The 14,620-nt window shown below is 70.8% G+C and carries 10 protein-coding genes and 1 pseudogene; 6 read left to right on the top strand and 5 right to left on the bottom strand.

The annotated features are described in order from the left end of the window. The first annotated feature begins 83 nt into the window (after positions 1 to 83). The 3 genes from G3I77_RS12765 (at position 84) to G3I77_RS12755 (ending at position 2,658) form a co-directional block, all read left to right on the top strand. Positions 84 to 632: an RNA 2'-phosphotransferase gene (locus G3I77_RS12765; RefSeq protein WP_248503214.1), complete on the top strand. Its 549-nt coding sequence runs from the start codon at positions 84 to 86 to the stop codon at positions 630 to 632. Positions 633 to 743: 111 nt separating this feature from the next. Continuing rightward, positions 744 to 1,646 (top strand): LLM class flavin-dependent oxidoreductase, encoded by a 903-nt coding sequence (locus G3I77_RS12760; RefSeq protein ID WP_248503211.1) that lies wholly within the window; start codon positions 744 to 746, stop codon positions 1,644 to 1,646. A 142-nt stretch (positions 1,647 to 1,788) separates the two neighbouring features. Next, positions 1,789 to 2,658, top strand: a complete 870-nt coding sequence (locus tag G3I77_RS12755) for a Cof-type HAD-IIB family hydrolase (RefSeq protein ID WP_248503209.1) — start codon at positions 1,789 to 1,791, stop codon at positions 2,656 to 2,658. Positions 2,659 to 2,676: 18 nt separating this feature from the next. Here G3I77_RS12755 and G3I77_RS12750 read toward each other — a convergent pair whose 3' ends face one another. The 4 genes from G3I77_RS12750 to G3I77_RS12735 all read right to left on the bottom strand — a co-directional run bounded on the left by G3I77_RS12750 (position 2,677) and on the right by G3I77_RS12735 (position 9,907). Continuing rightward, positions 2,677 to 3,744, bottom strand: coding sequence for a M23 family metallopeptidase (locus tag G3I77_RS12750; RefSeq protein ID WP_248503207.1), 1,068 nt, complete (start codon positions 3,742 to 3,744; stop codon positions 2,677 to 2,679). 101 nt (positions 3,745 to 3,845) lie between these two features. Next, on the bottom strand, positions 3,846 to 7,361 hold the full coding sequence (gene cydD, locus G3I77_RS12745) for a thiol reductant ABC exporter subunit CydD (protein WP_248503205.1): 3,516 nt from the start codon (positions 7,359 to 7,361) through the stop codon (positions 3,846 to 3,848). Between the two features lie 12 nt (positions 7,362 to 7,373). Next, complete coding sequence (gene cydB / locus G3I77_RS12740; RefSeq protein ID WP_248503203.1) at positions 7,374 to 8,378, bottom strand: cytochrome d ubiquinol oxidase subunit II; 1,005 nt, start codon at positions 8,376 to 8,378, stop codon at positions 7,374 to 7,376. Positions 8,379 to 8,398: 20 nt separating this feature from the next. Then, positions 8,399 to 9,907 carry a cytochrome ubiquinol oxidase subunit I gene (locus tag G3I77_RS12735; protein ID WP_248503201.1) on the bottom strand — a complete coding sequence of 503 codons (1,509 nt, stop codon included), beginning with the start codon at positions 9,905 to 9,907 and terminating at the stop codon, positions 8,399 to 8,401. A 149-nt stretch (positions 9,908 to 10,056) separates the two neighbouring features. On the opposite strand from G3I77_RS12735, the pseudogene G3I77_RS12730 reads away from it, so the two are divergent. Continuing rightward, positions 10,057 to 10,423, top strand: a pseudogene (locus G3I77_RS12730) (cyclophilin-like fold protein); the annotation flags it as partial. A 168-nt stretch (positions 10,424 to 10,591) separates the two neighbouring features. Here the strand turns inward: G3I77_RS12730 and hisC are convergent. Then, positions 10,592 to 11,671, bottom strand: coding sequence for a histidinol-phosphate transaminase (hisC, locus tag G3I77_RS12725; RefSeq protein WP_248503199.1), 1,080 nt, complete (start codon positions 11,669 to 11,671; stop codon positions 10,592 to 10,594). A gap of 432 nt (positions 11,672 to 12,103) precedes the next feature. Here hisC and G3I77_RS12720 point away from each other — a divergent pair, with 432 nt between their 5' ends. Both G3I77_RS12720 and G3I77_RS12715 read left to right on the top strand, forming a co-directional pair. Further along, on the top strand, positions 12,104 to 13,216 hold the full coding sequence (locus tag G3I77_RS12720; protein WP_248503197.1) for a LacI family DNA-binding transcriptional regulator: 1,113 nt from the start codon (positions 12,104 to 12,106) through the stop codon (positions 13,214 to 13,216). Between the two features lie 278 nt (positions 13,217 to 13,494). Further along, positions 13,495 to 14,586, top strand: coding sequence for a metallophosphoesterase (locus G3I77_RS12715; RefSeq protein ID WP_248503195.1), 1,092 nt, complete (start codon positions 13,495 to 13,497; stop codon positions 14,584 to 14,586). Positions 14,587 to 14,620: the final 34 nt, after the last annotated feature.

Here is a 14,620-nt window from a genome sequence, read left to right as displayed (position 1 = left end):
TGGATAACCATACTTGGTTGTGGATCAAACCTCCGAAGTGAAACTCGATCGCGTGATTCCCGTCTCTCCCGCACCCTGGTGGGATGGATGAAAGACGCACCGTGAAGGTGTCGAAGTACCTGTCGAAGCATCTGCGCCACCAGCCGGAACGCATCGGGCTCACGCTCGACGAGGCCGGCTGGGTGGAGATCGACACGTTGATCGCCGCGGCCGCCACGCACGGCTTCCGGTTCACCCGCGACGAACTGGACCATGTCGTCGCCACCAACGACAAGCGGCGCTTCGCCGTCGAGGGCACCCGGATCCGCGCCAGCCAGGGCCACAGCGTGGAGGTCGACCTCGGGCTGTCGCCGGCCACTCCACCCGCCTACCTCTACCACGGCACCATCGCCGGCAGTCTGGACGCGATCCGGGCCGAGGGGCTCCGTCCGATGAACCGGCACGCCGTGCACCTCTCGCCCGACCGGGAGACGGCGACCCGCGTCGGCGCCCGCCGGGGCCGGCCGGTCGTGCTGGCGGTGGACGCGGGCGCCATGCACCGCGACGGCCATGTCTTCCAGGTGAGCGCGAACGGGGTGTGGCTGACCCAGGCCGTCCCGGCCCGGTATCTGCGCTTCCCCGAATCGCACTGACCTGCCGCATCCGGCCGACGGCGGAGTGTGTCGGTGCCCGCCCTGGCGCGCACGGTGACGTGTTTCACGTGAAACACGGGTGACCGCCGGCGCTCCCTTAGGCTCGATGTCATGAGTCTGCGTCTGAGCACCGTGATCCTCCCGTACCGCCGCTGGCACGAAGGCGGCCGCGCGGCCTGGGCGCGTGCCGAGCAGCTCGGCTTCCACACCGCGTACACCTACGACCACCTGTCCTGGCGCACCTTCCGGGACGGCCCGTGGTTCGGCGCCGTGCCGACCCTGACGGCCGCCGCGAGCATCACCGAACGGCTACGGCTGGGCACCCTGGTGACCTCGCCGAACTTCCGGCACCCCGTGACTCTCGCAAAAGAGCTGATCTCCCTCGACGACATCTCCGGCGGGCGGGTCACGCTGGGCATCGGCGCGGGCGGATCCGGCTTCGACGCCACCGCGCTCGGCCAGGAACCGTGGACCCCGCGCGAGCGCGCCGACCGCTTCGCCGAGTTCGTCCCGCTGCTCGACCGGCTGCTCAGCGAGGACGCCGTGTCCTACGAGGGCGACTTCTACTCCGCCCACGAGGCGCGGAACATCCCCGGCTGTGTGCAGCGCCCCCGGCTGCCGTTCGCGGTGGCGGCGACCGGGCCGCGCGGGATGCGGCTCGCCGCCCGGTTCGGGCAGGCTTGGGTGACCACCGGCGACCCCAAGCTGTACGAGAACGGCACGTCTGAACAGTCGATTCAGGCCATGCGCGGGCAGGCGGAGCGGCTCGACGACATCTGCGCCGAGGTCGGCCGGGACATGACCGATCTCGACCGGGTCCTGCTCACCGGATTCACGCCGGACCGCGGCGGCCCGCTCCAGTCCCTGAACGCGTTCGTGGACTTCGCCGGACGTCATGTGGAGCTGGGCTTCACGGAGATCGTGATCCACTGGCCGATCCCCGACTCGCAGTTCGCAGCCGACGAGAAGGTCTTCGAGCAGATCGCGATGGAGGCGCCGGCGCAGCTGCGCTGAGCCCGGACGAACGTGCCGAGGAGCCTCCGGTGAGGGGCTCCTGCGGCGCGGCTCCTGGTGAGGGGCCCCTGGTGAGGGCGGTATCCACTCACCTGTGCGGAGCCCCGCACGCCCGTGCAGGCATGTGCGGGACAATGTCCGGGTGACCTCAGCGACCCGACAGCCCGAGACCGCGGCCAAGACCCTCCCGCCGCGGCTGATCGCCACCGACCTCGACGGCACACTGCTGCGCGACGACAAGTCGGTGTCACCGCGTACGGTCGCCGCGCTGGCCGCCGCCGAGGAGGCGGGGGTCGAGGTCTTCTTCGTCACGGGCCGCCCGGCCCGCTGGATGGACGTCGTCAGCGACCACGTGCACGGCCACGGCCTGGCGATCTGCGGCAACGGCGCCGCCGTGGTCGACCTGCACGGCGGCCCCGGTGCCCACCGGTTCGTGAAGGTGCGGGAGCTGGCTCGGGAGAACGCCCTGGACGCCGTACGGCTGCTGCGCGACGCGGCGCCCGGCACGGTGTACGCGGTGGAGCAGACGTACGGCTTCTACCAGGAGCCGGCGTACCCGAAGCTGCACATGGAGATACCGGACAGCCTCGCCCCGGCCGAAAAGCTGCTGGGCCCTGACCACCCGGCAGCCGCGGAGCCGGTGCTGAAGATCCTCGCCTACCACCCCGAGATCGACCCCGACGCCTTCCTCACCCTGGCCCGCCTCGCCATCGGCGACCGCGCCAACGTCACCCGCTCCAGCCCCAGCGCACTGCTCGAGATCAGCGGCCCGGGCGTGTCCAAGGCCAGCACCCTCGCCCTGTGCTGCGCCGAGCGCGGCATCTCGCACGAGCAGGTCGTCGCCTTCGGCGACATGCCGAACGACGTGGAGATGCTGACCTGGGCGGGCCGGTCGTACGCGATGGGCAATGCGCACCCGGACGTGATCGCCGCCGCCTCGGGTCGGACGGTCGCGAACAACGAGGACGGGGTGGCGGTCGTGATCGAGCAGTTGCTGACGGAACTGCCGTAGTCGCCGGGCCGGGGTGTTTCAGAGGGACACCCCGCGCGCCGCCAGCCACGACACCGGGTCCACCGCCGAGCCCGACTCCGGTGTGACCCGGGCCTCGAAGTGCAGGTGCGGCCCGGTGGAGTTGCCCGTGGTGCCCGACTGGCCGATCCACTGGCCGGGGCTGACGTGCTCCCCCTGGTCGACCGCGAGGGAAGCGAGATGGGCGTACTGCGTGTAGTAGCCGCCCGCGTGCTTGAGCACGATCTCCATGCCGAAGGGACCACCGCAGGACACCTTCACGACCCGGCCCGCACCCACGGCCCGCACCGGAGTGCCGATCGGCACCGCGAAGTCCTGCCCGGTGTGCCGGTTCGACCACCGCGCACCGCCACTGCCGTAGGACGCCGACAGCTCGTACGTCTCGACCGGCGCGACCCACTCGCCGTCGGTGAACCCCGTCTCCGGCTGGTCGAGCCGGGCGGCCCCGCGGCACGCCCCGGCGGCGACCGCGGCGTCCGCCTGCCCCTGGAGCTGCGAGCGGGCCGTCTCCAGCTTCTGCTCGATGTCCGCCTTCAGACCGGCGAGTTGGGTGGTGCGCTTCTCCAGCGCCTCCCACTGGGCCGCGGCCCTGGCCTCGTCCGCCGCGAGCCGTGCCTCGGCCCGTTGGTTCTTGGAGATCGCGTTGTTCACGGCGAGATCCGCCTGCGAGAAGGCGTGCTGACCGCGCATCAGGCCGTCGGGACTGTCGGCGAGGATCATGTGCGCGGCCACCGGCAGACCACCACTGCTGCGGTACTGGGCCCGGGCGATCCGGCCCAGGTCCTCGTGCAGCGCGGCGATGTGCCGCCGCTGCGCGTCCAGGAGCGCCTCCGCCCGCTGCGCTTCGGCCCGCTGCTCCTCGGCCTCCTCACGGCCCGCCTCGTACTGCTGCGTCGCCACCGCGGCCTCCTCGTACAGCCGCGCCACCTCGGCGCTGAGGCCCGTGTCCGCGCCGGTCCCGGTGCCGCTCCCGGGTTCCTTGTGCGCCGACGTCGGCCGGGCCGCGAGCACGGCCAGCGCGCACAGCAGGACCGGAACAAGCAGCCGATGACGGCGATATGAGCGCATGTCAGCGATCGTCGCCCAACACCGCCGCCCCGGTCCTGTTCACGTCGTACGCCTGGGGGACCCGCTGCGCCGAACGGCCCAGTGCGCGCCCTTCCCTGCCGCTACCGGGCCCCCACCAGCGACTCCGATGCCGCCTCACGCTCCGCCATCCCCCGCAGCGGCCCGTCCACCGCCATCAGCTCCGCGTACGGCCCGCGCTGCACCACCCGTCCCTGGTCCAGCACGATCACCTCGTCGACCGCTTCGAGTCCCGCCAGCCGGTGCGTGATGAGCAGCGTCGTCCGGCCCGCGGTGGCGGCCAGCAGGTCGGCGGTGAGCGCGTCGGCGGTCGGCAGGTCGAGGTGCTCGGCAGGCTCGTCGAGCACCAGGACGGGGAAGTCGGCGAGGAGTGCCCGGGCCAGCGCCAGTCGCTGCCGCTGGCCCCCCGACAGCCGCGCCCCGTGCTCGCCGACGAGCGTGTCGAGCCCGTCGGGCAGGCTGTCGGCCCAGTCCAGCAGCCGGGCGCGGCCGAGTGCGGCGCGCAGCTGGTCCTCGGTGGCGTCCTTCCGGGCGAGCAGCAGGTTCTCGCGCAGCGAGCTGTCGAAGAGGTGCGCGTCCTGCGCACACAGCCCGACGAGCCGCCGTACGTCGTCACCGCGGAGGGCGTACGCGTCGACGCCCGCCAGCGTGTACGAGCCCGCCTCCGCGTCGAGGAACCGCAGCAGCACCTGCGCCAGCGTGGTCTTGCCGGAGCCGGAGGGGCCGACCACGGCGACCCGGCGGCCCTCCTCGAGGGTCAGGTCGAGCCCGGCGAGCGCGTCCCGGTCCTGCCCGGCGTGCCGGGCGGTCAGCCCTCCGACGACGACCGGGAACGGCGACGAGGGCGCCTGCCGGGGCTGCTCCGGCTCCCCCACGGGCTCCGGGGCGTCCAGCACCTCGTACACCCGCTCCGCGCTCCGGCGCACGCGCTGCCGGTACTGCACGGCGAGCGGCAGCCCGAGCACGGCCTCGAAGGCGGCGAGCGGGGTGAGGACCACGACGGCCATGGCCACGCCGTCGAGCCGCCCGGCGGCGACCGCCTGCGCCCCGGCCAGAGCGGCGGCCGTGACGGTCAGTCCGGAGATCAGCGCGGTGAGACCGTCGCCGAGGGCCGTGGCGGTGGCGGCGCGCGAGGCGATCCGGGTGAGCGCCCCGTCGGCCTCGCGGGCCTGGGCGGTCCGCGCGGGCAGGGCACCGGCGACGGTCAGCTCCGCGGTGCCGGTGAGCAGATCGGCCACCCGCGTCGCGAGCACCCCGCGGGCGGGCGCCAGCCTGTGCTCGGCCCGCCGGGCCACCGCGCCGGTGATCAGCGGCACGCCGACCCCCGCCGCCAGGAGCCCGGCCGCGAGCACCGCCCCGGCCTCGGGCAGCAGCCATGCCGTGAAACCGACGGACGCCGCCGACACGACGACAGCCGCCCCGGCGGGCAGCAGCCACCGCAGCCAGTAGTCCTGCAGCGCGTCCACGTCCGCGACCAGCCGGGAGAGCAGATCACCCCGGCGGACCCGGCGCAGCCCGGCCGGCGCCAGCCGCTCCAGCCTGCGGAACACCGCGACCCGGGTGTCCGCCAGCATCCGCAGCACGGCGTCGTGCGACACCAGCCGCTCGGCGTACCGGAACACGGCCCGCCCGATCCCGAACGCCCGCGTCGCGGTGACGGCCATCATCAGATACAGCACGGGCGGCTGCTGCGAGGCCCGCGAGATCAGCCAGCCGGAGGTGGCCATGAGCCCCACGGCGCTTCCCAGCGCGAGACTCCCGAACAGCAGCGCGAGTCCCAGGCGCCCACGCCGGGCACCGGACATGGCGCGGACGCGCGCGAGGACACCACTTGCAGCCGGCTTTTCGACGGACTCGGTGGGGGTGGGCAGCTCGGCCTCGACCGACCGCGTCTCGATCCCCCGGGCCACGCCGGACGCCCCGGCCAAGGCAGCGGTGCTCTCGGGCTCCGCCGGCCGTACGTCCCCGTCCGCGACCTCCAGCCGCACGACCCGGTCCGCGACCTCCAGCAGCGCCGGCCGGTGCACCACCAGCAGCACCGTCCGGCCGGCCGCAAGGCGCCGCACCGCCGCGACGACCTCGGCCTCGGTGGCCCCGTCCAGCGCCGCCGTCGGCTCGTCGAGCAGCAGCAGGGGCCGGTCCGCGAGGAATGCCCGGGCCAGCGCGAGCCGCTGCCGCTGCCCGGCGGACAGCCCTGCACCGTCCTCACCGAGCACGGTGTCCACGCCCTCGGGCAGCGCGTCGACGAACTCGAGCGCCCCGGCGTCCCGCAGCGCCCGCCGGACGGAGTCGTCGTCGGCGCCGGGCCGCGCCAGCCGTACGTTCTCGGCGATCGTCCCGGCGTAGAGGTGCGGCCGCTGCGGCACCCACGCGATTCGGGCGCGCCACCGCTCCAGGTCGGCATCGGCGAGGTCGACACCTCCGACCCGCACCCGCCCCTCGGCCGGTCGCACGAACCCCAGCAGGACGCTCAGCAGCGTCGACTTACCGGCGCCGCTCGGCCCCACCAGCGCGACCGTCTCCCCGGGCTCGACGCCGAAGGACACGTTCGCGACGGCGTCCGCCGAACGCCCCGGGTACCGGACGGTCACGCCCTCGAACGACAGCGCACCCTCCGGCACGGCCTCGGAGCCAGATGCCGGGACGGGCGTCTCCAAGGCCTCGAAGATCTCCTCTGCCGCCGCGAGCCCCTCCGCCGCCGCGTGGTACTGCGCCCCGACCTGCCGCAACGGCAGATACGCCTCGGGCGCGAGGATCAGGATGACCAGGCCGATGTACAGGTCCATCTCACCGTGCACCAGCCGCATGCCGATCGTCACGGCGACCAGCGCCACCGAGATCGTCGCGAGCAGTTCCAGGGCAAAGGAAGAGATGAAGGCGATCCGCAGCGTCCGCATGGTCGCCTGCCGGTACTCGCCGGTGATCCGCCGGATCGACTCGGTCTGCGCCTTGGCCCGCCCGAAGACCTTCAGCGTCGGCAGCCCCGCCACGACGTCCAGGAAGTGTCCGGACAGCCGCGACAGCAGCCGCCACTGACGGTCCATCCGGGACTGGGTCGCCCAGCCGATCAGCACCATGAAGACCGGGATGAGCGGGAGGGTGCCCACGATGATGGCCGCGGAGACCCAGTCCTCGGTGACGATCCGCGCCAGTACCGCCACCGGCACGACCACCGCGAGACCCAACTGCGGCAGATACCGCGAGAAGTAGTCGTCGAGGGCGTCGACGCCCCGGGTGGCCAGGGCGACCAGCGAACCGGTCCGCTGCCCGCTCAGCCAGCCCGGCCCCAGCTCAGCGGAACGCTCCAGCAACCGTCCCCGCAACTCGGACTTCACCGCCGCGCTCGCCCGGTGCGCGGCGAGCTCGGTGAGCCAGCCGACCAGCGCCCGGCCGAGCGCGACGGCGGCCAACAGCAGCAGGGGAGTGCCGAGTTCGGACACCGCCATGCGGTGCTGGAACGCACTGACCACCACCTCGGCGATGAGCATCGCCTGCGCGATGACCAGCCCGGCCCCTACGCCCCCGAGAGCCACGACCGCCATCAGGAAGAGCCGGGTGGCACGGGCGTACCGGAGCAGACGCGGATCGATTGGTTTCACGTGAAACACACCTCAGTGCACGGTCTCGGCGATGTGCTGCGTACCGATCCGCTTGCGGAACACCCAGTACGTCCAGCCCTGGTAGAGCAGGACGACCGGGGTGGCGATCCCGGCACACCAGGTCATGATCTTCAGTGTGTACGGGCTGGACGAGGCGTTGGTGACCGTCAGGCTCCAGTCCGGGTTCAGCGTCGACGGCATGACGTTCGGGAAGAGCGTCAGGAAGAGCATCGTCACCGTGGCAACGATGGTGAGCCCCGACAGGGCGAACGCCCAGCCCTCACGCCCGGCCCGTGCCACGGCCAGGGCCACGAGGAGCGACGCCACGGCCACGACCATCGCCACGAGCGACGAACCGTCGCCCCGGTCGGCCTGCGTCCACAGCAGGAAGGCGAGCGCCAGCAGGGCGGTCACCAGTCCGACGCGCAGCGCCAGCTTCCGCGCCCGCTCCCGGATCTCCCCCACGGTCTTGAGCCCGACGAACACCGTCCCGTGGAAGGTGAACAGTGCCAGCGTGACCAGACCGCCCAGCAGCGCGTACGGGTTGAGCAGGTCCAGGACGCCGCCGGCGTAGTTGAAGTCCCGGTCGATCTTCACGCCCCGCACGATGTTGGCGAAGGCCACACCCCACAGGAACGCGGGGAGCAGTGAGGCCCAGAAGATCGCCGTCTCCCAGTTGCGCTGCCAGTTCTCCTCGGGCCGCTTCACGCGGTACTCGAAGGCCACACCCCGGATGATCAGGCAGACCAGGATGAGCAGCAGGGGCAGGTAGAAGCCTGAGAAGAGCGTGGCGTACCACTCGGGGAAGGCGGCGAAGGTCGCGCCGCCCGCCGAGAGCAGCCACACCTCGTTGCCGTCCCAGACGGGGCCGATGGTGTTGATCAGCACCCGCTTCTCGGGCCGGTTGCGGGCGAGCAGCTTCGTGAGCACTCCGACCCCGAAGTCGAAGCCCTCCAGGAAGAAGTAGCCGGTCCACAGGACGGCGATCAGGACGAACCAGACGTCGTGCAGTTCCATGACTGTGCAGCTCCCTCGGCCTAGTACGAGAAGGCCATCGGCTTGTCGGCGTCACGGGAGTCGCCGCCGATCTTCGTGGGTGGGTTGAGGTCGGCCTCGGTGAGCTCCGGCGGGCCCGCCTTGACGTACTTGACCAGCAGCTTGACCTCGACGACGGCGAGGATCGCGTACAGCGTGGTGAAGACGATCATGGAGGTGATGACCTCGGCCTGGGAGACACCGGGGGAGACCGCGTCACGCGTCTGGAACAGGCCGTAGACGACCCACGGCTGGCGGCCCATCTCGGTGAAGATCCAGCCCCAGGAACTGGCGATCAGCGGGAAGCCCAGGGTGAGGATCGCGATACGCCAGTACCACTTGGTGAGGGTGGGGCCGAGCGCCTTCTTCGGCAGCAGCACGAGATGCGGCACGTCGTCGTCGCCCGTCCTCAGGTGCTGCGGGAGCATGAACTTCTTGCGGGTCAGCCACAGCCCGACCAGGCCGATGGCGAACGACGTCATGCCGAAGCCGATCATCCACCGGAAGCCCCAGTAGGCGACGGGGATGTTGGGCCGGTAGTCGCCGGGCCCGTACTTCTCCTGCTCGGCCTTGTTGATGTCGTTGATGCCGGGCACGTACGAGGTGAAGTCGTCCTTCGCGAGGAAGGAGAGCAGGCCGGGGATCTCGATGGCGACCTTGTTGTGGCCCTTGTCGACGTCGCCGACGGCGAAGACCGAGAAGGGAGCCGGCTTCTCGCCGTCCCACAGTGCCTCGGCGGCGGCCATCTTCATCGGCTGCTGCTGGTACATGATCTTGCCGAGCACGTCGCCGCTGATCGCGGTGAGGAGACCGCTGATGACCACCGTGACGAGGCCCAGCCGCAGTGAGGTCTTCATCACCGGAACGTGCTTCTTGCGGGCCAGGTGGAAGGCGGCGATGCCGACCATGAAGGCGCCGCCGGCCAGGAAGGCCGCGGTCAGCGTGTGGAAGACCTGGGCGAGCGCGGTGTTCTGGGTGAGCACCAGCCAGAAGTCGGTGAGCTCGGCCCGGCCCTTCGCCTCGTTGATCCGGTAGCCGACCGGGTGCTGCATCCAGGAGTTGGCCGCGAGGATGAAGTACGCCGACAGGATCGTCCCGATCGAGACCATCCATATGCAGGCCAGGTGGATCTTCTTCGGCAGCTTGTCCCAGCCGAAGATCCACAGACCGATGAAGGTCGACTCGAAGAAGAAGGCGATCAGGGCCTCGAAGGCCAGGGGCGCACCGAAGACGTCACCGACGAAGCGCGAGTAGTCAGACCAGTTCATGCCGAACTGGAACTCCTGCACGATGCCGGTGACCACACCCATCGCGATGTTGATCAGGAAGAGCTTGCCCCAGAACTTCGTCGCCCGGAGGTACTTCTCCTTCTCCGTCCGCACCCAGGCCGTCTGCAGACCGGCCGTGAGCGCGGCCAGTGAGATCGTCAGGGGGACGAACAGAAAGTGGTAGACGGTGGTGATGCCGAACTGCCATCGAGCCAGGGTCTCCGGCGCCAAAGCCAGGTCCACGTCGCCGCTCCTTACCTACGCTTGTGAAAGCGTTCACATTCACAAGCCATTATGCAGCACGGACTTTCGAGTGCTGGAGGGGGTCCCCCGTCCTCCCCGTCACAGTCGACCTCTTGGCCTGAACTTCAACATACTGTTGAACCACCGGCATGCAGTCACCGACATCGCTACACATATGGATCTCCTGGCCTGCGGGGCATCTCGCCGCGTCACTCGACGACACCCCGACCAGTCAGGCCCTCGCCGAGGCGCTGCCCCTCGTCTCCACAGCCCGCACCTGGGGCGCGGAGGTGTACTTCGACACAGGAGTCTCGGTTTCACGTGAAACAGGCGCCCGGGAGGTTGTCGAGCCGGGCACCGTCGCCTTCTGGACCGACGGCGACGCCCTCGCCCTCCCCCTACGGGCCCACACCGATCTCGCAGGGCGACGAGTGCCGCCTTCCAAGCCCGTGCAATGTCCTGGGCCGCATCGACGGCGACCCCGGACTGCTCGCGACCGTACGGGACGGCGACCCCGTGCGCGTGGAACTCCTGAACGCCTGACCTGGCTCGCGGGCGTGGCAGCCGGCCTGCGCAACACCGGCTGAACCACCCCGGACACCACCGTGCCCCCGAGCCGTACAGGCTCGGGGGCACGGTGCGTTCCACATCAGCCGCGGCCGAACCTCCGGCGCCGCAGCAGCGCTACAGCTCCTTGCGGAACCCTTCCGACACCTTCAGGAAGATGTCGTTCGCCTCGGCCTCCCCGACCGTCACCCGCACACCCTCGCCCGGGAACGGCCGGATCACCACACCCGCCTGCTCACACGCTTGCGCAAACGCGACCGTGCGCTCCCCCAGCCGCAGCCACACGAAGTTGGCCTGGGTCTCCGGCACCGTCCAGCCCTGCGAGCGCAGCCCGTCGACCACGCGCGAGCGCTCACACACCAGCGAGCCGACCCGCCCGAGCAGTTCGTCCTCGGCCCGCAGCGAGGCGATCGCCGCCTCCTGCGCGAGCTGGCTCACGCCGAACGGCACCGCCGTCTTGCGCAGCGCCGCGGCCACCGGTTCGTGGGCGATGGCGAAACCGACGCGCAGGCCGGCGAGGCCGTATGCCTTGGAGAAGGTCCGCAGGACACAGACGTTGGGCCGGTCACGGTAGATCTCGACACCGTCCGGCACCTCGGGGTCGCGGATGAACTCGCGGTAGGCCTCGTCGAGGACCACCAGCACATCGCTCGGGACCCGGTCGAGGAAGCGCTCCAGCTCGGCACGCCGCACCACCGTGCCGGTCGGGTTGTTGGGGTTGCAGACGAAGATCAGCCGCGTCCGGTCGGTGATCGCGTCGGCCATCGCGTCGAGGTCGTGCACATCCCCGGGCGTCAGCGGCACCTGGACCGACCGGGCGCCGCTGATCTGCGTGATGATCGGGTACGCCTCGAAGGAGCGCCAGGCGTAGATCACCTCGTCGCCGGGGCCCGAGGTGGCCTGGATCAGCTGCTGGGCGACACCGACCGAACCCGTGCCGGTGGCCAGGTGGGAGAGGGGCACGCCGAACCGCTCGGACAGCTCGTTCATCAGCGCCGTACAGGCCATGTCCGGGTAGCGGTTGAAGTTGCAGGCCGCCGCCGTCACGGTCTCCATCACACCCGGCAGGGGCGGATACGGGTTCTCGTTGGAGGACAGCTTGTAGGCCACCGGACCACCTGCCGCGGCGGGCTTGCCCGGCTTGTAGGTCGGGATCCCCTCCAGCTCGGCGCGCAGCTTCGGGCTCGTCTCGCTCACCGCAGTCCTCCTCGTGAAGACCGGCGGCCCATGACCGCCGCCGACATCCAATACTCCTCACCTTATGAGGATTCCGCGCCGCTGCGTATAGCCACGACCGAGCGGCCGGTCCCGGCCGCCCCCGGTCCCACCGGCATCAGGGGCATCACCACACCAAGGCGTACGAATCCGGGGGCGCGCCGCACATATATCTATGCGCCGGTGGTGCACGCCGTGGCGCGCATCCCCCGTGCAGGTGAGTTGAGACCTCTTCGCAACATCGACCACTTGGCAGGCCCGTGCGCGCCGACAAGACACGTACTGCCATGAGAGCGCTCAACACCCTTGGTTTCCAAAGCAATTGAGGTTAAATGATCATGCAGAAACGTGCCTGTCAACGCGTGCATATGCGTCCGCACTACCCCACCGCATGAGCCCTACTATCGGCTCGCCATGACAGCAGCAGGGAAGCACCAGGTGAGCCGCGCGGAAACCTCACGGCGAGGCAGTCGGCCGGGTCGGGCCGGTATCAGAGACGTGGCCGCCGCCGCCGGAGTCTCCATCACGACCGTCTCCGACGCCCTCAACGGCAAGGGCCGGCTCCCGGACGCCACCCGGCGCCATGTCCGGGAAGTCGCCGACCGGCTGGGCTACCGGCCCTCGGCCGCAGCCCGGACCCTCCGTACCGGCAAGTCGGGACTCATCGGCCTGACCGTGACCACGTACGGGGATGAACCTTTCACCTTCACGGAGTTCGCGTACTTCGCCGAAATGGCGCGGGCCGCCACCTCCGCCGCGCTCGCCCGCGGCTACGCCCTCGTCATCCTGCCCGCGACCTCCCGCCACGACGTGTGGTCGAACGTCGCCCTGGACGGCACGGTCGTCATCGACCCCTCCGACCAGGACCCGGTCGTCAGCGAGCTCGTCCGGCAGGGACTGCCGGTCGTCTCCGACGGCCGCCCGGCCGGTGCGCTGCCGGTCACGGCCTGGGTGGACAACGACCACGAGGCCGCCGTCCTCGGCATCCTCGACCACCTGGCCGACGCCGGCGCCCGCCGCATCGGCCTGCTGACCGGCACGACCACGGACACGTACACCCACCTGTCGACCACCGCGTACCTGCGCTGGTGCGAGCGCGTCGGCCAGGATCCGGTGTACGAGGCCTACCCGGCGCACGATCCGTGCGCGGGAGCCGTCGCCGCCGACCGGCTCCTGGCCCGGCCCGACCGGCCCGACGCGGTCTACGGACTGTTCGACCCGAACGGCACCGACCTGCTCGCCGCCGCCCGCCGCTACGGCCTGCGCGTCCCCGACGACCTGCTGCTGGTCTGCTGCAGCGAGTCCACGGTGTACGCCAACACCGAGCCGCCCATCACCACGCTCTCCCTGAAGCCGCGCCGCATCGGCACGGCGGTGGTGCAGCTCCTCATCGACGCCATCGAGGGAGCGGATTCCGACCACCCGGTGGAGCAGGTGATACCGACGGAGCTGATCGTGCGCACCTCGTCCCAGCGACGCCCGCCGCGCACGACGGTCAGCCCGCCGCGATCACCCGAGGAGACGTAAGTCCCGCACCCGGGTGACAGGAAGGTCGTCCTCCTGGGGAGAAACAGGGCCGGTCCCCCGGAGAGAAGGGATCGTTCTCGCGAAGAGGAGAAGAGCGAGGACGGTCACACGGTGGTCAAAGCCCGGCTCAATCGGGGCGAAAGCCGCGGTGAACTGGACTCTTGCTCTGATTCACCACCCCTGGGTCATCACATGGCGCGATCCGCATTCCTATGATGGGCCCACGACACCCGCGGGCCGCTACGACCAGGCAGTCCGATGCGGTGCAATGCGGCGCGATGGTGGAGGGGTCGATGACTCAGGGGGCCGGTCAGGGACCCGAGGTGGAGCGGACGGCGACGTTGCGCGACTTCCGGGTGCCCGCGTACGTCCACGAGGCCGGTCCGTACGTCCACAGCGTTCACCCCGGCGAGGTCGCCCCGCCGCCCGAGGAGACCTACCCCGAGGGATACACGCCGACCCAGCGCGACCTTCCCGTCGTGAACCGGGGCGACACTGTCCAGGTGACCGTGGACCCCGAGACCGCCGCCGCCCCGCAGGGCACCACCGGGCAGGGCCCGCTGTACGTCGTGGGTGACGTGCACGGCTACCTCGACCAGCTGGTGTCGGCCCTCCAGGAGAAGGGCCTGCTCGACGCCGCCGGCAACTGGTGCGCGGGCACCGCCCGGCTGTGGTTCCTCGGCGACTTCACCGACCGCGGTCCGGACGGCATCGGCGTCATCGACCTGGTGATGCGGCTGTCCGCCGAGGCCGCCGCGGCCGGCGGCTACTGCAAGGCACTCATGGGCAACCACGAGCTGCTGCTGCTCGGTGCGAAGCGGTTCGGCGACACCCCCGTCAACTCCGGCGCGGGCACCGCCACCTTCCAGGCGGCCTGGCTGCTCAACGGCGGCCAGAAGACCGACATGGACCGCCTCCAGGACCACCACCTGCAGTGGATGTCCCGCCTGGACGCCATCGAGGAGGTCGACGGCCACCTGCTCGTCCACTCCGACACCACCGCCTACCTCGACTACGGCCGTTCCATCGAAGAGGTCAACGACACCGTCCGCGAGACGATCACACGCAACGACGCGGACGAGGTCTGGGACCTGTTCCGCAAGTTCACCAAGCGGTTCTCCTTCCGCGACGAGGGCGGCGCCGACGCCGTGCGCTCCCTGCTCGATACGTACGGGGGCACCCGCATCGTTCACGGGCACAGCCCGATTCCGTATCTGCTGGGCGAGGCCGGCTCCGAGGACGACGAGGACAACCGCGACCCCGTGATCGAAGGTCCGCACGTCTACGCCGACGGACTCGCCATCGCGATGGACGGCGGCGTGACGATGGCCGGAAAGCTGCTGGTCCAGCAACTGCCGCTGGATACGTGAACGTTCACCGGGCAGGCGTCCCCCTTCGGAGGAC

The sequence above is a fragment of the Streptomyces sp. D2-8 genome, from assembly GCF_023184515.1.
GTDB lineage: Bacteria > Actinomycetota > Actinomycetes > Streptomycetales > Streptomycetaceae > Streptomyces.
This window is presented reverse-complemented; position numbering and strand designations above follow the sequence as displayed.